Consider the following 23,545-nt stretch of genomic DNA (forward strand, 5'->3'; position numbering starts at 1 on the left):
CGATGACAGCCGCGTAACCGAAGCCGCACGCAGCCAACCATCTGCGCTGAGAGTCAACAACCGCAGTGATTGAAGCAATGCTACATCCCCCTTTAATTATTGAACATTGTCTTAAGTTGTGATCCGGATCAATCTTTTATCAGGGCCCCTCGCAGTTACCGAGGCAATGAGGAGATGTGAAAGACCAATGAAGATCGAAGCAGAGTGGATGCGCGGAGGAACCAGCAAATGCTGGGTGTTCGAAGCCGGCCATCTGGGCCAGGGCACCAGCCTGGACTCGCTGCTCCCCCGTGTATTCGGCAGCCCGGACTCGCGGCAGATCGACGGCGTCGGCGGAGCAACCTCCACCACCAGCAAGGCCATGATCCTGCACCGTCCCGATGACGAGGACATCGACGTCGATTTCACCTTCGCCCAGGTGGGCATCGAAGAGGCCGCCGTGGATTGGGGGAGCAACTGCGGAAACTGCTCCGCTGTGGTTGGCCTCTACGCCATCGAAAAGGGCTGGGTTGTTCCCGCCGGCGACGTCACCAGGATTGTCACCCGCAACACCAACACCGGCCAGATCATCGTCCAGCGGGTAGCCACCCCCGCCGGTGCCCTGCCCATCGTCCCCGACGCGCAGATGCCGGGCGTCCCGTTCCCCGGCTACCGCGTGGGGCTCGGCTTCCAGGATCCCGCCGGGAAAACCACCGGCGCCCTGCTGCCCACCGGATCGGCCACGGACACCATCACCGCCGGCGGAACCCGCTGGACGGTGTCCATGGTGGACGCCGGCGCCCCCGTGGTGATCGTCCGCGCCGAGGACCTCGGCCTGGACCCCGCCCGGTACGAAAGCTGGCAGCCCGGCGTCGAACTCCAGCTCGACACCCTGGACCAGATCCGCCGCCAGGCCGCCGTCCGCATGGGCATGGCCGCCACCACCGCCGGCGCTGCGCGGGCCATCCCGAAGCTCGCCATCGCCGCAGCACCAGCTCCGGCTGGCCCGTCTCCGGCAGAAACAGAAGCCAGCGACCTCAACGTCATGATGCTCTCGATGGGCCGGCCCCACCCCGCGCTGGCCATCACCGGCAGCATCGCCCTGACACTGGCGGCCCGCACACCGGGCACCGTCCTGCACCAGATGACAGGCGGCACCCAGGGTGCCGCGCTGAAGCTGCGGACCCCCGCCGGGGTCCTCGAAACCTGGACCGAAGAGAACGACGGCGGAGTGCTCGTCGGCGTCGACCGCACGGCCCGGACCATCGCCACCACCGTTATCCACCTCCCCGAGGTCCTCGGCAACGCTGCCGAAGAGGCTCTCGCGGGAGCCACTCGATGAGGAGTACCCGCCATGACTAACACCGTGCAGCAGCCCACCGACACCGTTGAGGAAACCCGGGACCAGCAGTCCCCGGACCAGCGGTCACCCCGTCCCAACCGCCGCCGCCGTATCCTGCTGATGGCGGTGGTGGGCATCACCCTCCTGGGTGCGCTTGCCCTGTTCCTGGCGGGAGGCGTCTTCAACCAGGCGCCAACCGCAGGATCGGAGCCGAGCATGACCGCAGTGCAGATCATCCCGCTGATCATCCTGGTGGTGATGTTCGTCGTCGCCACCAAGTGGCCGCTCAACATCGGCGTGATGGGGCTGGTGGCGTCCTTCGGCGTCGGCTATTTCATGCTGGGCATGACCGACAAGGAGATCCTGGCGGACTTCCCGGCCAACATCGTCATCACCATCATCGGTGTCACCTACTTCTTCAGCATGGCGCAGCGCAACGGCACCATCGACATCATTGTCCAGAGCTGCGTCCGCATGGTCCGCGGCAAGACGCTCCTGCTCCCCTGGGTGTTCTTCCTGATGGCCGCAGCGCTGACCTCGCTGGGCACCTTCTCCCCCGCCGCCGTCGCCCTCTTGGCACCCGCTGCCATCGGCCTGGCCTACGAGTCCCGCATCCACCCGGTGGTGATGGGCGCGTTCCTCATCAACGGCGCCCACGCCGGCGGCTTCTCCCCGCTCTCCGTGGCCGGCGTGCTGGTGCACGACATCGCCGTGAAGAACGGCTTCCCCATCTCGCAGGGCGCACTCTTCACGGCCAGCTTCGCCATCAACCTGATTCTCTCCGTGCTGACCGTGGTGCTGTTCGCCCTGCTGGGCAAGCTGCGCGAAGGCGACGGCCAGCACGCCGACCTCGAAACCGGCCGCACCGGCCGCCCGCACGGCCAGCAGATCCTCACCCTGGCACTGATCGTTGCCATGCTGGTCTGCGCACTGGGCTTCCACATGCCCATCGGCTTCGTGGCCCTCTCCGCCGGCCTCCTGCTGGCCCTGGTGAACATCAAGGAACACCAGACCTTCATCGGCGGCGTCTCCTGGTCCACCGTCCTGCTGGTGGCCGGCATGATCACCTACGTTTCGCTCCTGCAGCACGTGGGCGTCATCGATACCCTCGCCGAGCAGGCCCTCGCCCTGGGCGCACCGCTGCTGGTGGCGCTGGTGCTCTGCTACGTGATCGGCGTCGGCTCGGCCTTCGCCTCCTCCACCGCGCTGCTCACCGCGTTCATCCCGCTGGCCGGACCGCTGCTGGCCACCAGCTCACTGAGCGCCTCCGGCACCGTGGCGGCCTTGGCCATCGCGGCCACGGTTGTGGACGTCTCCCCGTTCTCCACCGACGGCGCCCTGGTGGTGGCCAACGCCCGTGAGAACGACCGGCAGCGCGTGTACAAGCAGCTGATGATGTACGCCGGCGGCGTGGTGCTGGTTGCCCCGGCACTGGCCTGGGTCCTGCTGGTTCCCACCGGCATCATGTAAGCCGCTTTCATAGGCCCGGATGCCGCTCCCGCACTCCCTTCGCAACAGGAACCCCGAAAGTCGGGCGCAGGAGCGCGCATCCGTCAGTCAAAAGGCAGGACCCGCCACGGGTCCTGCCTTTTGGCATGTGTGCGCGGTCGCACACCCCTCCCACCCCGGCTCCGCCATCCCCGGTCAGTAGAGTTGCAGGGCACACAAAGCACCGAACAGACCGATACGACACACGATGAGCGTCCGAAACAGCAGTCTGAGCGTTGCAGAGGGCGCATAAGGGGAAATTGGGGACATGTCCGCCACACCAGGCACAAGGACCATCAGCAAACCACCAGGGCAGCCGCCCGAAGCCGGGAAAGCGCCGGACGGGAAAGGCAAGGGGCAACCGCCCGGGGCCGCCAACCACAAGGTCACCCCTTGGGTGTTCTGGCCCGCAGCGGCCATCATCTTCCTGTTTGTCCTCTTCGCCACGATCTTCCCAACAGCCGCTACGGATCTGTTCGGCAGCATCCAGGGGAACGTCATCAAATGGTTCGGCTGGTACTACGTGGCGGCCATCGCCGTGTTCGTGGCCTTCGCCCTGTGGATCGGCCTGAGCCGGTACGGCGACATCAAGCTGGGCAAGGATGAGGACGAACCCGAGTTCTCTGTCATGTCCTGGTTCGCACTCCTTTTCGCTGCCGGGATGGGCATCGGGCTGGTCTTCTTCGGGGTGGCGGAGCCGCTGAACCATTTCGCCTCCCCCCGCCCGGGCCTGGAGGGCTCGCCGCTGGTCCTCGCCCAGCAGGCAATGACGCAGACGTATCTGCACTGGGGCCTGCATGCCTGGGCCATCTACGTGGTGGTGGGCGTGTCAATCGCTTATACGGTGCACCGGCGGAACCGTCCCATCTCCATCCGCTGGACGCTGGAACCCCTGCTGGGCCGGCGCCGGGTGGCCGGCGCCTGGGGCAACGTGATCGATGTTGTTGCCCTGGTGGGCACCCTCTTCGGCGTTGCCACCTCCCTGGGACTCGGCGTCCTGCAGATCTCGTCCGGCCTGGAGCAGGCCAACATCGCCGAGGCCACCACCATGACGCAGATCGGCCTCATCCTCTGCATCATCACGCTGACCATCATTTCGGTGGTGTCCGGCGTGGGCAAGGGCATGAAGTGGCTCTCCAACATCAACCTGATCCTGGCCGGGCTGCTGATGCTGGTGGTGCTGTTCGCCGGCCCCACGCTGTTCCTGCTGCGCGAGTTCGTTCAGTCGATCGGCCACTACCTGCAGAACGTCCTCGGCCTGACGTTCAACACCATGGCCTTCTCCGGCGCCGAAGGTGAAGCCTGGCAGGCGGCGTGGACCACGTTCTACTGGGGCTGGTGGATCTCCTGGGCGCCCTTCGTGGGGATCTTCATTGCCCGCATTTCCAAGGGGCGCACGGTCCGGCAGTTCGTGGCCGGCGTCCTCCTGGTGCCCACCACCGTGGGCTTCCTCTGGTTCTCGGTGCTGGGCGGCTCGGCCATCCACCGTGAGCTGTTCGGCGCCGGAGGGCTGGTCAGCAGCGACGGCACCGTGGACACCGAGGGAGCCCTCTTCACCCTCCTGGGCAGCCTTCCGGGCGGCGGTGCCCTCACCGTGGGCGCCATCGTGCTCATCGCCATCTTCTTCATCACCTCGGCAGATTCCGGCGCCCTGGTGATGGGCATGATTTCCACCGGCGGCGACGTGGAACCACGGAACTGGCTCCGCATCTTCTGGGCCCTGGCCTCCGCTGCCGCGGCCATCGCCCTGCTCCTGGCCAACGGCCTTGAGGCCATCCAGACGGCCGCGATCCTGACGGCGGTGCCGTTCAGTGTGGTCATCATCCTCATGTGCATTTCCACGGCCAAGGCGTTCCACCTGGAGCACGCCACCCTGATGCGGGCACAGCGCAAACTGGCCCGGGACCAGATGACCGCCCACGTCACGGAGCACGTCACCGAGCACGTGCAGGAGACCATGGCCGACTCCGTCCAGGAGCATTACCAGGAACACCTGGCGGACCAGGTCCAGGACCAGATCAGCGAAGCCGTGGAGGCCCAACTGAGCGAGCGGGCGGCCACAGAGGCTTCCGCGGTCGATGCACCGGCCCGCGAATCCGCCGCCCGGGGCCGCAAACCCTAGCCGGACTCCGGCAAGCAGCAGGACAGGAAGCGTACGACGACGGGTGCCCGCCCGGCGTCGTACGCTTCCTTTTTGGTGCGCGGCGCCGCAGCCGGCCACAGGCTGGTCCGCGGGCTGCGGCCTGCTGCCGCTCCGGCTAGGATCGCGGCATGGGGTCATCGGGGGAATTGTTCGAGGGAAAGCCAACAGGATTGCCGGAGCCCATGGCGCGCGGCAGTGCCACCTACCAACTGGCGTCGGACCCGTCTCCGCCCGTCAGGCACCTTGGTGGCTATGAGCGGTTCGTCGAGTTCTGTACGGGCCATGGCGTGGGGGCCGCGGAACTGGCCGCGGATCCCGCCAGGCTCTTCCGGTTTCTGCGCAGCGTCGCCCAGGACGTCTCGGCGGACGCAGCCCTCAAAAATGCGGCGGGCGTATTCGCGGGCAACACCCTGGCACGGGCCAGGCCGGATGCGGAATGGACGGCGTACGAGGGCGCGCCCGCCATGGTGGGAACGGACGAGATGCGGTTCGAAGTTGAGCGCCTGCTCGACGCCCTGCGCGAGGCGGACGAGGCAACGCTCGAGGGGTTCATTGCCAAGGTGACTGAGTGGGCCGGGGACAAGCCCGATCCGCCGATGATGCAGCCGCAGCCGGCACCCCTGCCAGCAGCCCGCGGCTATGTCCGGCCCGAACTGCCGGAGGATACGTACTACGCGGAAGACGGCACTGCCATCCCCTATGGCCGGAGGTGGGGCGACGGACCGCCTGATCCGGATTCGTACAGCGTGACCAGCCACACCGAGAGGTTCGCGGGGCTTCATCCGGTGGCCCGCGCCCTCATCGATCACCTGGCGGCCGTGTACGACGTGGAGGTCCGCGAGGACAACGCGGTGGCGACGGATCTGGTGGTGGATGTCCGGGACGTGGTGGCTTCCATCAGGGTCACGCCGCGGGCTTCCGGCGCAGCCCCGCTGACCTTTGTGCTGACCGGTTTTCCGGGGGTTGTGGTCCATGCCGGGGTGCTGCACAGCTTCCCTTTTCCCGTGTGCGGCTGCGATGCGTGCGATGAGACCGTCCTGACCGAGGCGGACAGGCTGGAGCGGATGGTGCTCAGCGTGGTGGCCGGCGGATATGCAGAGCGTTACCCGGTGGGGCGCCGGCGGTGGCGGGAATATGCACTGACGGCGTTCGACGGATCCGGCTCTGAAAGCGGCAAAGGCGAGCCCGGTCCCATCGAGGCAGCCAGGCTCAAAGAGGCGGAACTCCGGCTCAGGGACGTCCAGGGCGGCTGGGCTCCCTGGCCGCCGCGGCAGCGCTGAGGACCCGGGGCACGGCACTGACGGAAAGCGTACGACGGCGGGCGCCCACCCGGCGTCGTACGCTTCCGTTTTTGGTGCGTGCGGCCGAAGCCCGCAAACGGCGCACCGCTACACTGGCGGATACCAGCCATCACAGGGGGAAGTGCAGTGCTGAACAATTTTCGCGAGGCAGCGGAGGCCCGGCGGGCAACACGCGGCCGCCTAATGTACGGCTACGTCTCCGCGGCCATCATTGTCGTTTTGATCCTGGCAGTCATTTTCTGGAGTATGCCTCTGTGGCTGTTCATCGCCATCGTGGTGGCCGGGATCGCGCTCGACACCGTCCTGCTCCGCAAATGGGTCAACGAGGACCTCCTCAGCAAGTCCCGGGCCGGGCAGTAGCGCCGGAGTCTGCCTGACCGGGAACCCGGCATGGAACGCAGCGTCACACAAGGTGGCCCCACCTGTATCCGGACGAGCAACGCCCTACCCTTGACACGTGACTTTGACTACGATGCGCACCGCCGCCGCGAGCTCGCTCGCCGCCGCCGGTCTCCTGCTGGCCCTCGCCGCCTGTTCCGCCCCGGCCGCCACACAACCCTCATCCGCCGCCCCCGCCTCCTCCGCGGGCGCGTCCGCCAGCGCCGGCGACGGCCCCTGCGCCGGTGTGAAGGTCATCGTCGATTCCGGTGCGCTGGACCAGGCCGCCGCGGACACCTCCGTCTGCGTGGACGCGGAAGGACCCACCCTGGCTTCGGACGTGCTGGACAAAGCTAATGTGAAGATCGAGGGCACAGCCAAGTACCCCACCAGCTTCGCGTGCCGCGTCAACGGTGTGCCCGCTGCGGACTTCGACATCAAGCACAAGGGCGGCACTGCCCGCGAAGCGTGCGATGACAAGAACACCGTTTCTTACTGGGCCCTCTGGGTGAAGCCCGCCGCCGGCACGTGGGGTTACGCGCAAGAAGGCCTGGACAGCCTGAAGCTCAACCCCGGCGAGAGCCTTGAACTGCTCTACACGGTGGACAACGAACCGGCAGCCCCCGCGGCATGACCTTCCGGCCCGCGCCGTTACGCGCAGCGGCGGTTCTCGCCGTTGTGTTTATCGCGGCGCGGGTCATCTACCGCGTTCTCTTCAACGGGGCGGGCCTCGGTGCGCCGCTCCTGCTCGACCTGCCCCCGCTGCGGCTGCCGGCCCCTTATGCCCATGTGGTCCTCCTCGGCCCGGTCTCGGCGCCCGGGGTGTGGGCGGCAGTCGTTTCAGCGCTCCCCATTGCCGCGACCATCCTCGCGTTCGGCCTGCTGAACGCCTGGGTGGACGTGGCCCGCGGCTTCGTGCACCTGGCCCGCCGCGGCCCCCTGCAGGGCATCGCCCGGATGCTGGTGGTGGCGTGGTCGGCCCTCCCGGCGCTTGCCGACGCCGTCACCTCCGTGCGCCTGGCGTTCAGGTTGCGGGGTGAACGGTTTGGACCGCGCGCCCTGGTGCCCATCCTGGAACGAACGCTGGAGCATGCCGGCCGGGTTGCCGCCGCCTTGGAGCTGCGCGGCTTCGGCAGCCGGGGTACGCCAATTTCCATTGACGACGACGGCGGCCCGCTTCAGGTGCGCGGCGCCCGGTTCAGCATTGGCGGGACGCAGCTCCGCGTGGCCGAGTTCGCGCCGCAGGCCGGGACGGTGTCCGTGATGACAGGGCCCACCGGCTCCGGCAAGTCCACCATCCTGCGGGGCCTCGCCGGGCTGCTGTCCCATGTTGACGGCGGCGAGGTGGCCGGGACGGTGCGCGTTGGCGGGCTGGACCGGGTAACGACGCCGCCGCGGGAGACGGCCCGCCTGGTCGGGGTGGTCCTGCAGAACCCCCGTGCCGCGTTCGCCACCACCCGGGTCCGGGACGAGATCGCTCTGGCCCTGGACCTCCGCGGTGTGGCAGCGGCGGATTCCAAGGCCCGCGTGCAGGAGGTGGCGGACCGGATCGGCGTTTCAGCGCTGCTGGACCGGACCATCAGCACCCTCTCGGCCGGCGAAGCGACGCTCGTGGCCATCGCCGCCGCGGTGGTGGAACAGCCGGCCCTGCTGCTGGTGGACGAGCCGCTGGCCGACCTCGACACCACAGCACGTGTCCGCGTCATCGCCGTGCTCCACGCCCTGGCGCGCGACGCCGGTGTTTGCGTCATCGTGGCAGAGCACCGGGCCGAGACGCTGATCCCCATCGCTGATGCGTGGTGGACCCTCCGCGACGCTGCACTGGTGCCGGGGACGGCTCCGGCGGCTGCTTCTGCGGCTCCCGTCGTGGCCTCCATGGTTCCAAATCCGGCTGCCGCGACCGTGCTGGCCGCGGAGAACCTCGCCGTGCACCGCGACGGCAAGCCGCTGGTCCAGGACGCATCCGTGACCCTGCACAGCGGCGAAGTGGTGGCCTTGGTGGGGCCGAACGGTGCCGGAAAGTCCTCTGTCCTGATGGCGCTGGCGCTCAGCGAGGTCAAGGGCGGCAGGGGTCAGGCCGATGAGGGAACGATCCGGAGGGGAACAGTCGACGGCGGCAGGATTGCTCTTGTGCCGGACGCCTCGGACGACCTCTTCACCAGGGACACCGTGGCCGGCGAACTGCGCGCGGCCGAACAGCGTCTGGCACGCCTGAAGGATGCAGTGCCGTTGCCAGCGGGGTATGCAGCCGAGCACCTCGCCCGGTTGCGCGGGACTGGCGGTATGCCGATTGTGCACGAGCATCCCCGGGACCTCTCCGCCGGGGAACGCCGGATTCTCGCCATCGCGCTGCAGACGCTGGACCGGCCGCAGGTCCTCCTCATCGATGAGCCCACCCGGGGGCTCGACCCGGCAGCCCGTTCGGCGGTCGCGGCGGCGTTGCGTGCTGCGGCGGACGACGGCTCGGCCGTCCTGATTGCCACCCATGATCACTCCTTCGCCCACGGCCTCGGCGCCCGGATCCTGCCGATGCGGGACGGCGTAGCGCCCGCAGCTGCGTTGGTGCCCGCGGAATCCGGTGCCGCTGTCCCTACCATCACGGCCCAGCCGCTCACGGTTCCCCGCTTCCTCGACAGGCTGCCGGACGTTCCGGCACGGCAGGCATCCCACCGCATAAGGATGCCCCGGCCTGTTGAGCTCGCCGTCCTCGCAGCTGCGAATCTGCTGGCGCTCGGCGCCTTCTGCTGGCCGCTGCTGGCGGCGGCCCTCCCATCGGATGCCGCTGCAGCCCTTCCCTACGCGGCCATGGCCATCGCACCGGTGGCGGCTGTCGCCGTCGTGGTTCTGCTGGATGGGTCGGTGCGCTCGGCGCATACCGTGGCACTGCTCGGGGTGCTGGCAGCAGTGGGGTCGGCGGTGCGGGTGGCGAGCACCGGTGTGGGCGGCGTCGAGGCTGTGTTCATCCTGCTGGTCCTGGCCGGCCGGGCGTTCGGTGCCCGGTTTGGCCTGCTGCTGGGGGCTGCGACCATCGCGCTGTCGAGTGCTCTGTGGGGCGGGATTGGTCCGTGGACGCCGTTCCAGGTTTTCGCGTGTGCGTGGGTGGGCGCCGGGGCCGGGCTGCTCCCCAGGAAGGTGCGCGGGAAGGCCGAACTGTGGATGCTGTGCGGGTACGGGATTGTGGCGTCGTACCTGTTCGGCCTGCTCACCAACCTGTGGTTCTGGCCCTTCGCGGTGGGCGCCGGCACCGGCATCTCGTACGTGCCGGGGGCGCCGCTGGGCACCAACCTGAGCAGCTTCCTGCTGTACTCACTGCTGACCTCGACGGCCGGGTGGGACACACTGCGGGCGGTGACCACCGTCGTCGGCATCATCGTGGTGGGCCGTGCCATCCTCGCCGCACTGCGCCGGGTAAAGCCTGTCTACAACAACGGCGGGATGCCGGCCAGCGGCGGAGGTGCCGCACAGGGGCCCTACGACCAGGACAGCGACCGGCTTCAGCTCCGGCTATGAGGGCATGCGGCAAAGCCGAGCGAGAGCGGTGCCCGCAGCATCCTGCACGGCCGCGCCACCGCATATGATGGCCACCAGGGTGGCAGCATGGCCACGGAGCGCGAAAGGATGCAGATGCCGGGACGGCCGAGGCAGGAAAACAGCCAAGTCCAAGGAGCTGCGGCCTCGCTGCTGAACGGTCTTGCTGTACTGGAGGCTTTCTCGGTTCAACGTCCGCTTCTTGGTGTGACCGAGGTTGCCCAGCGCGTTGGCCTCCATAAGAGCACAGTGTCACGCATTCTTGCCGGCTTAACAGAGGCTGGATATGTCCAGCGGGACGAGGAGACGGGACGCTATCGGCTCGGGCTGGGCCTTCTTGCGTTGGCCGGACCTTTACTGGCTGAACTCGATGTACGCCGCGCTGCGCTCCCCTACTTGGAGCAGTTGACCGAAAACACCCATGAAACCAGCGCAATCTCTGTCTGGAACGGTCACGAGGCCATCGTCGTGGAGCAGGTTGCCAGCCCGCATCAGGTCAAACACACTGCCACCATTGGCACCAGGTACAACAAATTCGAGAGTTCCTCGGTGCGGGTATTTATGGCAGCGATGCCGCCTGCACTCTCTGCCGAACTGCTCGAATCCGGGCAGATACAGCACACGGCCGGAGACGGCTTGCCGTCGGACCACAGCGAACACCTGCAGGAGGTGGCGCGCCAGTCCTTCGCGGTCAACGACGGTTCGACGGCGGACGAGGAGTACGGCGTCTCAGCTCCGGTCCGGGACTATCGCGGCAAAGTGGTGGGGTGCATTACCGTAGCCGCTCCCCGCTCCCGCGTACACAAGCACGCCATGACGGACGAGCTGGTTAGCGCTGTACAACATGCTGCCTCGGAGGTGTCCACCCGATTGGGCTGGTCGGCTTCCCTTTCAGGCTGATTCACCCACTCAGCCCGCCGGGGAGGTTTCTTCAATGACGCTCCCCAGGCGGGTTGATACGCGTTCAGCGGCCTGGATCACGGCTTCGCGCAAAATGGACTGGCTTTGCTGGTGCTGCACCCGCGACCGGGGCGCACTGGCCGTGATGCAACCGACCACTTCGCCACGGTAGTCCCGCACGGGAGCGGACACACCGTATTCCTCGTAGGTGGTTTCGCCGTCGTTGACTGCGAAACCCATGTCCCGGACCTCGGCAAGCTGTTCGTGGGCCTGGTCCTCATGTCCCTTGTAGCCCTCGTGCAGTACCGTCCGGCCAGCCAGGAGGCGGTCCGTCTCTTCGCGCGGCAATTCGGCGAGGAACACCCGGACCGAGGAGCTGGCGAACTTGTTATAGCGCGTGCCAATCGCCGCGCTGTGCTTGACCTGGTGGGGGCTCGCCGTCTGTTCCACGACGATCGCGTTCGTGCCGTTCCAGACGGCGATAGCGGCCGTCTCGCCGGTGGCTTCGGTGAGTTCTTCGAGGTGCGGCAGCGCGGCACGGCGTACGCCGAGCTCGGCCAGTAGGGGTCCTGCCAACCCGATCATCCCCAGTCCCAGGCGGTATCGCCCGGTGTCTTCGTCGCGCTGCACGTATCCTGCTTCGTCCAGGCCGGTGAGCATCCGGGAGACGGTGCTCTTATGCAGGCCAACAAGTTCCGAAATTTCCGTGACGCCCAGGAGCGGACGTTTGGCGACCGAGAAGGCCTCGAGGACGGTCAAACCGTTAAGCAGCGACGCTGCTGCCCCTTGGGGTTTGTCAGCGGTGGTTTGTGACTCCAGCATTAGTTCTCCCTCTTCGGGCGTCAGTGCAGGTCACCCGTACGAGCCATCGTACGGTGCCCATTCTTTTCCGGGCCGGAGGCCGAGCCGACGACAGCCGGCACCCCTTAGCGGGGTGCCGGCTGTCGTCGGGGCCCGGCCCTTCGAGCCGGACCACGAGGCTCTGAGAGTGCGGTTTGGCTCAGGCCGGGTCTGCGGGGGCAGCCACCTCGGGCTGGGGATCCGAGAGGGTCTTCGGGACAGTGTCCTCGAACTGCGGGAGGCGGTTGAGGTAGTCCACCACGGAATCCGTGGACTCCACGTCACCGAACTTGTTGTCAATGTCGTAGAGATTCCACTGCACCACGCCGGGGACGCGGTCACCGATGGTTTCCCTGGGAATGATCGGGCGGAAGCCCTTCGCAATCGCGTCTTCCACGGTGTGGCGCACGCACCCGGCAGCGGTAGCACCGGTCACGATCAGGGTGTCAATGCGGTTGGCGGTCAGAAAAAGCTCGAGGTTAGTTCCCGGGAATGCCGAAGCGCGGTTCTTCTCGAGTACAACTTCGCCTTCGGCAGGCGCAATGCGGTCGTCAATCTGAGCCCAATAGGAGTCTGCGGGAAGGGTCTCTACGGGGATCTTTGAGTACCACAGACCCATGTCGTTCGTCCCGGAAGTGGCGTCGCGGTTGCGGTACACGTTGGTGGTGTAGAAGACCGGGACGCCCTTGGCGCGTGCGGCCTCATTGATCCGCTGGACGTTGGGGATGATGGTCTCCATGCCCGGGCAGCTGAACGGGTGGCCCGGACGGGTCCAGGCGTTCGCGAGGTCGATGTGGATGACGGCCGGGCGGTTGCCGTAGCCGATCCGGCGCTTGAAGCCACGCTCGTTGTAGATGCTGGTTCCGGCTTCGAACGCCTCTTCCAGCACTGCTGCAAGGCGGGTTTCGATGTCGTTGAACGTCTCAGTCTCCGTTGTCATGTCTCGCTCCACTCTCTTAGGGACCGGGCTTTCCTGTCCGCTTTTGTTGCTGTGCAATCAAAGTAGTTGCTATTTGAGCAACTAGCAACCCCCTTTCCGGAAGATCAATTCAGTTCCCGAAACATTGCCGCCAACCATTGCGAGTTGCTTCCACAAGAACTACATTGCTTAGCAAGCAACTATGTGACCTATGGCACACAGATATTGCGGTCTAACCCCAGCGGACTCCAAGCCGGGGGCTGAATGGCCGAACGGCCCACCCAGGTTTTCCCCTTCCAAGCAGTCCTGAGCCTCACTTCCGAAAGGACCCCAGTATGAAGCGCATCGGAGTAGACGTCGGCGGCACCTTCACCGACTTGTATTTTTCAGACGACGCCCAGCGCATTGCCGTTGTGGAGAAGGTTCCGTCCACCCCGCACGATCCGTCCGAAGCCGTTATCTCGGGCATCAAGAAGCTCTGCGAGAAGGCCGGCGTCGCGCTGGCGGAGATCGACCAGCTGGTGCATGGGACGACGGTGGCGACGAACACCGCCCTGACCCACACCGGCGCCGAGGTGGGGATGATCACCACGGAGGGCTTCCGTGACATCCTGCACATCGCCCGGCATAAGAAGCCGTACAACTTTTCGCTACAGCAGGATCTTCCATGGCAGACCAAGCCGTTGATCAAGCGCCGCCACAGGCTCACGGTCAAGGAGCGAATCACCGCACCGAACGGCGATGTCCTGGTACCCCTGGACGAGGACGAGGTCCGCGAGCGTGTGCGCGAGCTGAAGGCGTCCGGCGTCGAGGCCATTGCCGTCTGCCTGCTGCACTCCTACTTGAACCCTGCCCACGAGCAGCGGATCGGGCAGATCGTCGCGGAGGAGTTCCCTGAGGCTTACCTTTCCCTGTCCAGCGAGATCGTGCCGCTGTACCGGGAGTACGAGCGCTTCTCCACCACCGCGCTCAATGCCTATGTGGGGCCCCGGGTGTCGAGGTACCTGCACCGCCTGCAGGACGAGGCCGAATCCCTGGGCTACAAGCGGGAAATCCTGCTGATGCAGTCCTCCGGCGGCATGGTTCCCATCAAGGAGGCGGCTAAGCGGCCTGTCACCCTGATGATGTCCGGCCCGGTGGGCGGCCTGATCGGCGGCATGTGGGCCGGCCGTCAGTCCGGCTTCGAGAACGTTGTCACCCTGGACATCGGCGGTACCTCGGCGGACATCGGCGTGGCCTATAAGGGTGAACTGCGCATGCGCCACCTGCTGGACACGAAGATCGGCGATCACCAGGCCATGGTTCCGATGGTGGACATCGACACCATCGGCGCCGGCGGCGGCTCCATCGCCTACGTCGACGCTGGCGGGGTCTTCCGCGTCGGCCCCCAGTCTGCAGGCGCCGTCCCGGGCCCGGTCTGCTACGGCCGCGGCGGTTCGGAGCCGACGTCCACCGACGCCCAGGTATTGCTGGGCCGTATGCGCCCTGACCGTGTCTTGGCAGGCTCAGGGATGGACATGGACCTTGATGGCGCCCGGAAGGCGATGGAAGGCCTGGCCGAGAAGCTCAACATGTCGGTGGACCAGGCTGCCCTCGGCGCCCTGCAGATCCAGAAGTTCGGGATGACCCAGGCGATCGAACAGAACTCCGTGCGCCGGGGGTACGACCCGCGCGACTTCACCCTCGTCGCTGCGGGCGGAGCCGGCGCACTGTTCGCCTGCGAGATCGCCGCGGAACTGGAGGTCCCGAAGGTGCTGATCCCGGCCCACCCCGGCATCATGGCTGCGACGGGTCTGCTGGCCACCGACGAGAAGTACGAGTTCGTGGCCACCAACCGCTTCACGTTCACCAACGCCAACCCCGCCGCCATCCAGGCCTCCTTCGAGCAGTTGGAACGCGAAGCCAATGCCCAGCTGGATGCCGAGGACGTGCCGGCCGGACGCCGCAAGCTCGAATGGCTCGCGGATGCCCGCTACGAGGGCCAGGGCTACGAGATCCGTTTCGCCGCCCCCGCAGGACCGGTGAACCAAGCCTGGCTGGAAGATGCCGAGGCCGCCTTCCACGATGCCCACTTTGAGGAGTATGGTCACCGTTTCAAGAACGGCACCGTGGAGGTCATCAACATCCGCGTGGAAGCCAGCGCGGTGATGGATGACCTGCCCACGCCGGAAGCGATCGAGTCCGGTTCCCTCAAAGACGCCTTAGTGGAGACCCGCCCGGTGACCTTTGAACAGGGTGGCAAGCCGGTGACCCTGGACACCAACTTCTACGACCGCGACAGGATGGGCGTGGGAACCACTTTCACCGGCCCCGCCATCATCGAACAGTACGACTCCACCACAGTTATTCCTCCGGGATTCTCCGGAGCGGTGGACGCAGCCGGCAACCTTGTCATCAACTGCCCGGCCGCCACCCAGAGTGCGGAGAAGCTGGCCACGCCGATCCTGATGCGCGTGATCGGCGGCGCCTTGAACTCGGCGGCCAAGGAAATGGCCTCAGTGCTGTTCCGCATGGCTTACTCCTCGATCATCCGCGAGTCCGAGGACCTCGGCGCAGGATTGTTCGACAGGGACGGAAACGTGCTGGCCGAGTCCGACTCCACGCCCATGTTCATGGGCTCCATGCCCAAGATCGTCAAGGGCGTGATCTCGGTCCTGGGCGACGACATCCACGACGGTGACGTCATCCTGCACAACGATCCTTACCTGGGTGCCACCCACTCCCCAGATGTTGCGATCATCGAACCGATCTTCCACGACGGGGAACTCGTCGGCTTCGCCGGAGCCTCCGGCCAGCTGATCGATAACGGCGGTGCGTACTCCGGGCTGATGGTGGACATCCAGGACATCCAGTCCGAGGGCACCATCTTCCGGGCGGTGAAGATTGTGGAGAAGGGCGTCCGCCAGGAATCGCTGATCCGTCACATCCTCAACAACACCCGGACACCCACCTCCAACGAAGGCGATTTCCAGGCGATGATCGCGGCCTGCGAGCTGGCCAAGTCCCGGTATACCGCCCTCATTGAGCGGTACGGCTTCGGCGCGGTCCGCGAAGCCGGCCAGAGCTGGATCGACTACTCGGAGCGGATGCTGCGCCAGGAGATCGCCAAGATCCCGGACGGCGTCTACGAGACCGAGGTGGGCTACCTGGACGACGACGGCCGCAACTATGGCAAGAAGCTGCCGATCGTGGTGAAGGTGATCGTCGAAGGTGACGAGATTACCTACGACCTCACCGGGTCTTCCGAACAGGTGCCCACCGCCTACAACTGCGCCTTCGAGGGCACCACCGTCTCGGCATTCACGTTCATCACCCGCATGATGTTCCTGGATGAGGTTGCCTTCCCGGTGTTCGTGCCCCAGAACGAGGGCATGCTCAAGCCGCTGAAGGTGATCGCCCCGGAAGGCACCATCTTCAACCCGACGTACCCGGCCGCAACATTCTCGCGGTTCTCCCAGGTACAGCGTGCTGTCGACCTGGCCCTGCGGGCCCTCGCCCCGGTCATCCCGGACCGCGTCACCGCCGGCAACTCTGCCCATATCCACTTCATCTCCTACTCCGGGTGGGACGAGAAGCAGGGCGAGTACTGGGTCTACCTCGAGGTCAACGAGGGCTCCTACGGCGCCCGCGCCACCAGCGATGGGCCCGACTCCGTGGACAACCTCATCGCCAACACCCGCAACAACCCGATCGAGGAGCTCGAGTGGCGGTTCCCCATGCGCACCGACCGCTACGAGCTGCGTTCGGAGCCCGCGGCGGCCGGCGAGTTCCGCGGCGGGATCGGCATCGTCCGGGAAAACACGTTCCTGACCGACACCGCTATCACCTGCGAAGGTGAACGCCACGAGTCGGACCTGCCGTGGGGCGCGTTCGGTGGCCACGACGGCCTCAACGGATCGCTCGTGAAAAACCCCGGCCGGCAGGGCGAGGAGTCCTGGCCGTCCAAAGTCACCGGCCATCAGCTGCTGGCCGGCGACTCACTCCAGATCACCGTGCCCAGCGGTGGCGGATTCGGCGACCCGCACAAGCGGGACCCGCTGAAAGTCCTCGAGGACGTACTGGACGGCTTCACGTCCGCCGAGGCGGCTACTCGCGACTACGGAGTGGTCCTCAAGGAGATCAACGGCCAGCTCACGGTCGATCTGAGGGCAACCGCCGAACGCCGCGGGGTATTGGTCTCCGAGTTGAGTTCGGCAACCTAAGCCAAGCGCTGCAGTAAACGGGGGCGGCCTGGAGCCAGTTAGTGACGCTGGCCTCCAGGCCGCCCTCTTCGTTCCCTACTGATCACATCCCCACCCCTCCCCGCGAATTAGGAACCGTTATGACCACTGCCCAAACGTTTCAATTTGTCGAGTCTGATGTCACGCCCAAGGACGTCCGGCTTGCCACCTGGATTTGCTTCTTCGCCTGGACCTTCGCGGTCTATGACTTCGTCCTGTTCGGAAACCTCCTACCGATGCTGGCCACAGACCTCGGCTGGACCGCAGCACAGTCCACGGGGATCAACACCTGGGTGACTGCAGGAACTGCACTCGTGGCCTTCGGGATCGGCCCGATCGTCGACAGGATCGGTCGCCGGAAAGGCATCCTGATCGCCGTCGTCGGTGCCGCCGTGGCATCACTGTTGACCGCCACTGTTGGCTGGGTTGTGGGCCTGGCTGCCGGCCTTGGACTGGTCTTCCTTGTCCTCGTGCGGTCACTGGCCGGCCTCGGCTACGCCGAACAGGCCATCAACGCGGCGTACCTCAACGAGATGTTTGCCCACCAGAGCGATCCTGCCAAGGCCCGCCGTCGCGGTCTCGTCTACTCACTCGTCCAGTCCGGCTGGCCGGTGGGGTCCGTCCTGGCCGCCGGCTCCGTCTACCTGCTGTTCCCGGTTGGCGGGTGGGCGCTCTGCTTCGCCGTGGCCGCCATTCCGGCCGTCTTCATCGTGCTCGCCGGACGCTGGCTCAAGGAGAGTCCCCAGTTTGGCCACCGTCACCAGATCGACAAGATGATCAAGGACGGCCGGGTGGAAGAGGCGCAGCAGCTCGGCGAGAAGTACGGTATCGATGTTTCGGAGAAGGCCAGCCCACTCGTCTCGGTCTTCCGCGGGGAATCGCTGCGGTCCACCGTGACGATCGGCGGGGCGTTCCTTCTGAACTGGCTTGGCGTCCTTGCATTTGCCATACTTGGTACCTCCCTGCTGACGGCTCCGGACGGCAAGAACGTCGAGTTCGACAACGCACTGCTGATCCTCATCATCTCCAATGCCACCGCCTTCGCCGGCTACCTGTTCCACGGCTGGCTCGGTGACAGGATCGGGCGCCGCAACGCCATCGGGATCGGCTGGATCCTGTGTGCCGTCTCCTTCTTCACCATGCTCCAGGCACCGAACGGGAACTTCCCGCTCATCATCGGGCTGTACAGCGCAGGGCTGTTCTTCCTTATCGGCCCCTTCTCCGCCCTGCTGTTCTTCACCGGTGAGAGCTACCCCGTCCACACCCGTGCCACGGGCAGTTCCATCATCAACGCCTCCGGCCAAGTCGGAGCGATCCTCGGCGGCCTGCTGATCACCGCCGCACTCTCAGCCGGAGCCGGTTGGATCAACGCCACCTTTTGGTGGGGCGTCCTGCCGATCCTGGCCTCCGGCATCCTGATATTCGCAGCCCGGAACATCGACCCCAGCACGGTCCGAGCGGACTGACAAGGCCAAACCCCGCGCTACAAACAGCATCCGCACGGCGGAAACTTCCTGGCTGCCAGGGAGTTTTCGCCGTGCGGATCTTTTTTGTCAGCGGGCCCTGAACCGGGGGGCCGGCCCCACGTGAATCACTCCCTTGATTTCCGCGTAGGGTCGGTACGTATCGAGGCTGCGCTGATGGATCTCGGCTGCCAAGCAAGAACGTTCAAAGGGGGGGAAGTAGATCTATGGAACAAATCTTCATGGGAGTAGCCGGAGGCGTCGGAGTGATTGTCGGCGTCCTGATGATTATCAACCGGTCATCCTTGACCAAGTTCATGGCTGATGCCCAGCGAGCCACCTTCGGCAAGGCGGGCGACAAAGTTGCCGCGCAGGCAAACCCGTGGATGACTGCAATAGTGGGTGCCGGATTCGTCCTCCTAGGCGCCGCGATGGTTGTCCTGGCGTTGGCTGGCGCCGACATCTAGAGAGCGCCACGGGACGTCTGACCAGCCCCAACGGAACTCAATATTGCCACTCCGGCGAGTACCGTCGTCGTTCGCTTCAACCAAAATGATCCTCGGGTTCAAGGCTGCCCACCAGGCCCTTATGGGTCACCAAAGCGAACGGCCGCTGCCCGGACCTCTTCAGGTCCGGGCAGTGGCCGGTTTACTTGCTCCGTTTAGGCTCGGAGCTCTTAGGCCCGGGGCAGTGATTCTGATGCTGCTGAGCCCACGCGTGCTGCCGGCATTGGGTCGTCGTGGTACCGGCGCAAGGGCCGTCCTGCGGTCTCAGGAATGAGGAAGGTGGCCACGAGGAACGATACAACGGCGATAGCTGCAACATAGATGGCGGGAGCAAGCGAGTATCCGGTTGCCGCCACAAGCCATGTTGCCAGGAACGGTGCGGTACCACCGAACACCGCGTACGTGATGTTGTAGCAGGTGCCCGACGCTGCGAACCGCACATCGGTGGAGAACATTTCCGACATCAGAACCGAGGTCACCACGTTAGCGGTTACTGCACCGACACCTATGAGCAACTGGCTGGCAACGGCGGTTGCAAACGCTCCCTGCTCGGCGATCATGTACGCCGGGATCGTGAGAATGGCGAGGAGACCGGCTGCGGTCTGCATAGTGCGGCGGCGTCCAATCCGGTCCGAGACACGGCCCATGAACGGGGCCAGCGCCGTCGCGAGGGTCAGCGAGATCAAGCTCGAGAACAGGGCGAGGTGCTGGGGCAGGCCCACCACTTTGATCAGGAAGGTGGACATGTAGGTGGAGTAAATGTAGAAGGAGAGTCCCGTGAGCATTACGAATCCGCCCAGGCGCAGCATCGCCGGCCACTGGGTGCGGAAAACGTCCCCCAGGGACGGGGCGGGACGCGAGGCGGTGTCATCGAGCATCGCCTGGAACTCAGGGGATTCGTGGAGCTTGGCGCGGATGTAGAACGCGATCAGGCCCATCGGCACCGACAGCAGGAAGAGCACGCGCCAGCCCCAGTCACCCATGGCCGCGGCCGGCAGGAAGAAACTGAGCAGCGCCCCGAGTCCGGCGGCGAGTGCGAACGACGAGAACGTCGCCGCCGACATGGCGGACGAGTACCGGGCCCTGTGGTTGTCGGGGCTGTGCTCGACAACATAGATGGTGGCACCCGCGTATTCTCCGCCGGCGGAGAAGCCCTGCAAACACCGGGCGAGCACAAGCAGGACGGCAGCCCAGATACCGATCGTCTCCTGGCTTGGGATGAGGCCGATTGCGGCCGTCGACCCGGACATGAGCAGGACGGTCAGCACCAGGATCTTCTTGCGTCCAAGGCGATCGCCCAGGCGTCCGAAGAAGATGCCACCCAGGGGACGTAGCGCGAATGCCACAGCAAACACGGCGAAAGTCTCCAGCAGGCCCGTGACTGGATCCTTGGATGAGAAGAAGGTAGCAGCAATATGGGTGGCCATATAGCCGTAAATCGCGAAGTCGAACCACTCCACTACGGTCCCCGCAAAGGACGCCCGCACCACTTTCCGCAGGCGCTCCGGGCTCACCTTCTCCAGCGAGTTGTCTGCAAGATCGCGTTCCATGTTGTCTCCATTCAGGGGATAGCGCCAAGATCGCGCAAGGGCTTCACTTCAATGCAGATCAACGTTGATCACACAACAACATATTTCCCACAGTAGCAACAGTCAAGGGTTGTCTATTTATTACTCCCGCCCGTGGAGGCCTTCTTGAAAGTGCGCTGGGTGGGACACGCTGCGCACCGTCACCACCGTCGTCGGCACCATCGTGGTGGATCGCGCCATCCCCGCGACGCTGCGCCGGGTAAAGCCGGTCTCCGGCGGGATTTCGAAAGACCGCGCCCGGGACGTCAAACAAAACCCCCTATTCACGCTTCAGAAAAATAGGGGGGTCTTGCTACGGAAATTGTTCATTGCACGGATTAGCTTTTAGGTAGTCGTCTTCCGCGGCTGCAGGCCGAGCGTTAGGACCAAATTCAATGAGGACCAGAAAGCTTCTAGCTCCGGCAATTCTTCCAAATATCACTGCTGTTTCCCTGTCCGTGCTGTTGCTCGCCGGATGTAGCGCGCCTGTCGCGACACCGCCTCGAGAAAGTTCACCAACACCATCTGCCACAGTGACGCAACAACCGTCACCAACCAGCCCCGCCCCCAGTCCTTCGCCCACGACCGCACCGCCCACGTCATCGGAGCGGGCGGCGACGGCATCCTGGCCGGAAGTGGTGGCCGAGGTGCAGTCCGGGGTGGGACAACTGAGCGTCACAGGCTGCGCCGTGAACTCCACCGGCACCGGCTTTCTGGTCGCTCCCGATCTTGTGGTCACTGCGGCCCACGTCGTCGACGATGCTGCAGCCATCAGCATCGACTTTGGCGGCACCTCGGTAGGCGGCGTGATCTTGGGGTTCAATGAACTTGCAGACCTGGCACTAGTTCGCCTGGAGTCTAAAGCGGCAGGCCATCAGTTCCAGTTTCAATCCTCGGAGCCACCAATTGGAACCGAAGTTGCCGCCCTCGGCTTTCCCCAGAGAGAGTCGCTAACCCTTACCAGGGGTGTTGTAAGCGGGCTGAACCGCGATATCAACTTCGGGAGCGGAGTTATCGGCAACATGCTGCAAACTGACACCGCAATCAATCCAGGAAACAGCGGTGGACCTCTGCTCAACCTGGAAGGGAAAGTCACCGGAGTGGTTAGCGCGACCCGGAAGGACTCGGAAGGCATGGCCTACGCAGTCACCGCACCCAGAGTTACTGAAGCGGTATCAGAATGGCAAAAACGGGGAGTGCCGATGGCACCCGTTGATTGCGGGGAGGCCCCTGCGCCAAATTCCGGGATATTCCCCATGAAAGTCAGCTCGAACCATGATCAGGCCAACAACATCGGCCAGGCCTTGTTACTGCACGGCCAAGGCATCAACCGCGGCGCTTACTCTGCAGCTTTCAAACAATTCACGCCGGAGTTGGGGGCAAGTTTCGGCGGCGAGGCAAAGTGGAGTGAAGGACTCGGCTCGTCTTACTGGACGAAGCTCGAGGTAGTCAACGTGACAGGAGCAGGAGATTCCCTGGAAGCCAACGTTCTTTTGCAGACACGACAGGACGCCGGACATGGAGTCGATGGACAAACCTGTTCCAATTGGCGAATCACTTACACCATCGTGTGGGATGGAGCAGCTTGGCGCATAGCCGGAACTTCCTTGCCTCACGGCAAGCCCCAACCCTGCAGCTAGGACTGCCGTTCTCGGGAATCACAGCTACGCCAGGGCAGCGTCGGCAGCTTGGGAAAAAGCTGCAGCGCGCACAAAAAAAGCGGACGACGGCGGGTGGGCACCCGCCGTCGTCCGCTTTTGTAACTCTGACGCTTCAGGTCAGGCGTTGGTTTTCCGTTTCAGCCAGCCCCAAACGGCCGTGGCGACGAACAGGACCAGGCCGATGATGGCCAGCCACAGCAGTCCCTTCACCACGAATCCGAGGACGGAGAGGACAAGCCAGATGATAAGCAATGTGATGATAATTCCCATACGGGAAGCTTAGGCCCTCTGAGCAGCGGAAACGGGCACCAACTCACATCATGAAGTACTTGGCCTCCGGGTTGTTGGAAGGCGTAAGTACGTAACGGGCTGGATCGGCACAGCCTTGACGGTCATAGTGGGAGGATCCTTAGGATTCGTTGTTTCCCGTGGATAGTCTGGGATTGGACGCCACCCGACGGAGGGTCAGTGAGAATGTGATCGACGCAGTTGCTGCGGTAATCGGCCGGAACAACGTGACCATATCCGGGCGGGATGATGGGCCCGTGATGATGTTTGCCCACGGTTTTGGCTGCGACCAGGCGATGTGGCGGAAGCTGCTGCCCCATTTCGCTGATGATTACCGGCTGGTGCTTTTCGACCATGTGGGTGCAGGACACTCGGATATCAGCGCCTATGACTGGGAGAAGTACGGGTCCCTCAGCGGGTACGCCTCGGACCTGCTGGAGATCTGCGCCGCCCTTGAACTGGAGGACGTCATCCTGGTGGGCCACAGTGTCAGCACGATGATCGCCGTGTCCGCCGCAGTACAGGACTCCAACCGCTTCTCCCGCCTGGTCCTGCTCGCCCCTTCGCCGCGTCATACGGATGACCCGTACGACGGTTACGTGGGCGGGTTCTCGCGGGAAGACATCGAGGGCCTGCTGGCATCCCTGGACAGCAACTATTTCGCCTGGGCCGCAGCCCTGGCGCCCATGGTCATGGGCAACCCGCAGGAGCCGGACTTGGCGGAGGACCTGCGGGCCAGCTTCTGCCGGACAGATCCGACCATCGCACGGCATTTCGCAGGGGTAACGTTCTTCTCCGATACCCGGCCTGAACTGAAAAAGGTGCACACCAACTGCCTGATTCTGCAGTGCTCGGACGATCGGCTTGCCCCGCCGGAAGTGGGCGCCTACCTGCACAAGAATCTGGAACACAGCACCCTGGTGCAGCTTCAGGCCACCGGGCACTGCCCCCACGTCAGCGCTCCGGAGGAAACGGCCCAGGCGATTCTGCAGTACCTCGACACCCGCCCGTGACAGCCGCA

The 23,545-nt window shown here is 65.1% G+C and carries 17 protein-coding genes; 13 read left to right on the forward strand and 4 right to left on the reverse strand.

All coding sequences use genetic code 11. The annotated features are described in order from the left end of the window. Nucleotides 1-187 precede the first annotated feature (187 nt). From ACFV4R_RS17920 to ACFV4R_RS17955, 8 genes are all read left to right on the forward strand, one after another. The gene (locus ACFV4R_RS17920; RefSeq protein ID WP_377203991.1) at nucleotides 188-1,321 is read left to right on the forward strand and encodes a PrpF domain-containing protein; all 1,134 of its coding nucleotides are present in this window, start codon (nucleotides 188-190) and stop codon (nucleotides 1,319-1,321) included. Nucleotides 1,322-1,333: 12 nt separating this feature from the next. After that, the gene (locus tag ACFV4R_RS17925; RefSeq protein ID WP_377203990.1) at nucleotides 1,334-2,791 is read left to right on the forward strand and encodes an SLC13 family permease; all 1,458 of its coding nucleotides are present in this window, start codon (nucleotides 1,334-1,336) and stop codon (nucleotides 2,789-2,791) included. Nucleotides 2,792-3,077: 286 nt separating this feature from the next. Beyond that, complete coding sequence (locus tag ACFV4R_RS17930) at nucleotides 3,078-4,931, forward strand: BCCT family transporter (RefSeq protein ID WP_377203989.1); 1,854 nt, start codon at nucleotides 3,078-3,080, stop codon at nucleotides 4,929-4,931. 203 nt (nucleotides 4,932-5,134) lie between these two features. Next, nucleotides 5,135-6,232 carry a DUF6226 family protein gene (locus ACFV4R_RS17935; RefSeq protein ID WP_377203988.1) on the forward strand — a complete coding sequence of 366 codons (1,098 nt, stop codon included), beginning with the start codon at nucleotides 5,135-5,137 and terminating at the stop codon, nucleotides 6,230-6,232. A 147-nt stretch (nucleotides 6,233-6,379) separates the two neighbouring features. Beyond that, nucleotides 6,380-6,613 carry a hypothetical protein gene (locus tag ACFV4R_RS17940; protein ID WP_377203987.1) on the forward strand — a complete coding sequence of 78 codons (234 nt, stop codon included), beginning with the start codon at nucleotides 6,380-6,382 and terminating at the stop codon, nucleotides 6,611-6,613. A 97-nt stretch (nucleotides 6,614-6,710) separates the two neighbouring features. Further along, nucleotides 6,711-7,265 carry a hypothetical protein gene (locus tag ACFV4R_RS17945; protein ID WP_377203986.1) on the forward strand — a complete coding sequence of 185 codons (555 nt, stop codon included), beginning with the start codon at nucleotides 6,711-6,713 and terminating at the stop codon, nucleotides 7,263-7,265. Further along, nucleotides 7,262-10,141: an ATP-binding cassette domain-containing protein gene (locus tag ACFV4R_RS17950; RefSeq protein WP_377203985.1), complete on the forward strand. Its 2,880-nt coding sequence runs from the start codon at nucleotides 7,262-7,264 to the stop codon at nucleotides 10,139-10,141. Before ACFV4R_RS17945 ends, ACFV4R_RS17950 begins: the two co-directional genes overlap by 4 nt. An 87-nt stretch (nucleotides 10,142-10,228) precedes the next feature. Then, on the forward strand, nucleotides 10,229-11,059 hold the full coding sequence (locus tag ACFV4R_RS17955) for an IclR family transcriptional regulator (protein ID WP_377203984.1): 831 nt from the start codon (nucleotides 10,229-10,231) through the stop codon (nucleotides 11,057-11,059). A 9-nt stretch (nucleotides 11,060-11,068) separates the two neighbouring features. Here the strand turns inward: ACFV4R_RS17955 and ACFV4R_RS17960 are convergent, their stop codons facing one another. Together ACFV4R_RS17960 and ACFV4R_RS17965 are read right to left on the reverse strand one after the other, a co-directional pair. Beyond that, a complete protein-coding gene (locus tag ACFV4R_RS17960) occupies nucleotides 11,069-11,881 on the reverse strand; it encodes an IclR family transcriptional regulator (RefSeq protein WP_377203983.1) in 813 nt (270 codons plus the stop codon). Between the two features lie 178 nt (nucleotides 11,882-12,059). Further along, the gene (locus ACFV4R_RS17965) at nucleotides 12,060-12,839 is read right to left on the reverse strand and encodes an N-carbamoylsarcosine amidohydrolase (protein WP_377203982.1); all 780 of its coding nucleotides are present in this window, start codon (nucleotides 12,837-12,839) and stop codon (nucleotides 12,060-12,062) included. Nucleotides 12,840-13,153: 314 nt separating this feature from the next. Between ACFV4R_RS17965 and ACFV4R_RS17970 the strand changes: the two genes are divergently transcribed. The 3 genes from ACFV4R_RS17970 (at nucleotide 13,154) to ACFV4R_RS17980 (ending at nucleotide 18,968) form a co-directional block, all read left to right on the forward strand. After that, on the forward strand, nucleotides 13,154-17,020 hold the full coding sequence (locus ACFV4R_RS17970) for a hydantoinase B/oxoprolinase family protein (protein ID WP_377203981.1): 3,867 nt from the start codon (nucleotides 13,154-13,156) through the stop codon (nucleotides 17,018-17,020). A gap of 119 nt (nucleotides 17,021-17,139) precedes the next feature. Then, nucleotides 17,140-18,504, forward strand: a complete 1,365-nt coding sequence (locus ACFV4R_RS17975) for an MFS transporter (protein WP_377203980.1) — start codon at nucleotides 17,140-17,142, stop codon at nucleotides 18,502-18,504. 224 nt (nucleotides 18,505-18,728) lie between these two features. Further along, on the forward strand, nucleotides 18,729-18,968 hold the full coding sequence (locus tag ACFV4R_RS17980) for a hypothetical protein (protein WP_377203979.1): 240 nt from the start codon (nucleotides 18,729-18,731) through the stop codon (nucleotides 18,966-18,968). Nucleotides 18,969-19,177: 209 nt separating this feature from the next. Here ACFV4R_RS17980 and ACFV4R_RS17985 read toward each other — a convergent pair whose 3' ends face one another. Then, nucleotides 19,178-20,557: an MFS transporter gene (locus ACFV4R_RS17985; RefSeq protein WP_377203978.1), complete on the reverse strand. Its 1,380-nt coding sequence runs from the start codon at nucleotides 20,555-20,557 to the stop codon at nucleotides 19,178-19,180. Between the two features lie 707 nt (nucleotides 20,558-21,264). Here ACFV4R_RS17985 and ACFV4R_RS17990 point away from each other — a divergent pair. Beyond that, entirely contained in the window at nucleotides 21,265-22,215 is a 951-nt protein-coding gene (locus tag ACFV4R_RS17990) for a S1C family serine protease (protein WP_377203977.1), read from the forward strand. A gap of 138 nt (nucleotides 22,216-22,353) precedes the next feature. On the opposite strand, the gene ACFV4R_RS17995 is transcribed toward ACFV4R_RS17990, so the two are convergent. Next, entirely contained in the window at nucleotides 22,354-22,506 is a 153-nt protein-coding gene (locus tag ACFV4R_RS17995) for an LPXTG cell wall anchor domain-containing protein (protein ID WP_157693504.1), read from the reverse strand. Nucleotides 22,507-22,712: 206 nt separating this feature from the next. Between ACFV4R_RS17995 and ACFV4R_RS18000 the strand changes: the two genes are divergently transcribed. After that, nucleotides 22,713-23,537, forward strand: coding sequence for an alpha/beta fold hydrolase (locus ACFV4R_RS18000; protein ID WP_377204040.1), 825 nt, complete (start codon nucleotides 22,713-22,715; stop codon nucleotides 23,535-23,537). The last annotated feature ends 8 nt before the right edge of the window (nucleotides 23,538-23,545 follow it).

Origin of the sequence: Pseudarthrobacter sp. NPDC059871 (assembly GCF_042731175.1) — a bacterium.
GTDB lineage: Bacteria > Actinomycetota > Actinomycetes > Actinomycetales > Micrococcaceae > Arthrobacter.

Excerpts from the sequence above, each read along its gene's own strand:
- ACFV4R_RS17920 (WP_377203991.1), top strand. The coding sequence starts at position 188 with ATGAAGATCGAAGCAGAGTGGATGCGCGGAGGAACCAGCAAATGCTGG.
- ACFV4R_RS17925 (WP_377203990.1), top strand. The coding sequence starts at position 1,334 with ATGACTAACACCGTGCAGCAGCCCACCGACACCGTTGAGGAAACCCGG.
- ACFV4R_RS17930 (WP_377203989.1), top strand. The coding sequence starts at position 3,078 with ATGTCCGCCACACCAGGCACAAGGACCATCAGCAAACCACCAGGGCAG.
- ACFV4R_RS17935 (WP_377203988.1), top strand. The coding sequence starts at position 5,135 with ATGGCGCGCGGCAGTGCCACCTACCAACTGGCGTCGGACCCGTCTCCG.
- ACFV4R_RS17950 (WP_377203985.1), top strand. The coding sequence starts at position 7,262 with ATGACCTTCCGGCCCGCGCCGTTACGCGCAGCGGCGGTTCTCGCCGTT.
- ACFV4R_RS17955 (WP_377203984.1), top strand. The coding sequence starts at position 10,229 with ATGGCCACGGAGCGCGAAAGGATGCAGATGCCGGGACGGCCGAGGCAG.
- ACFV4R_RS17960 (WP_377203983.1), bottom strand. The coding sequence starts at position 11,881 with ATGCTGGAGTCACAAACCACCGCTGACAAACCCCAAGGGGCAGCAGCG.
- ACFV4R_RS17965 (WP_377203982.1), bottom strand. The coding sequence starts at position 12,839 with ATGACAACGGAGACTGAGACGTTCAACGACATCGAAACCCGCCTTGCA.
- ACFV4R_RS17970 (WP_377203981.1), top strand. The coding sequence starts at position 13,154 with ATGAAGCGCATCGGAGTAGACGTCGGCGGCACCTTCACCGACTTGTAT.
- ACFV4R_RS17975 (WP_377203980.1), top strand. The coding sequence starts at position 17,140 with ATGACCACTGCCCAAACGTTTCAATTTGTCGAGTCTGATGTCACGCCC.
- ACFV4R_RS17980 (WP_377203979.1), top strand. The coding sequence starts at position 18,729 with ATGGAACAAATCTTCATGGGAGTAGCCGGAGGCGTCGGAGTGATTGTC.
- ACFV4R_RS17985 (WP_377203978.1), bottom strand. The coding sequence starts at position 20,557 with ATGGAACGCGATCTTGCAGACAACTCGCTGGAGAAGGTGAGCCCGGAG.
- ACFV4R_RS17995 (WP_157693504.1), bottom strand. The coding sequence starts at position 22,506 with ATGGGAATTATCATCACATTGCTTATCATCTGGCTTGTCCTCTCCGTC.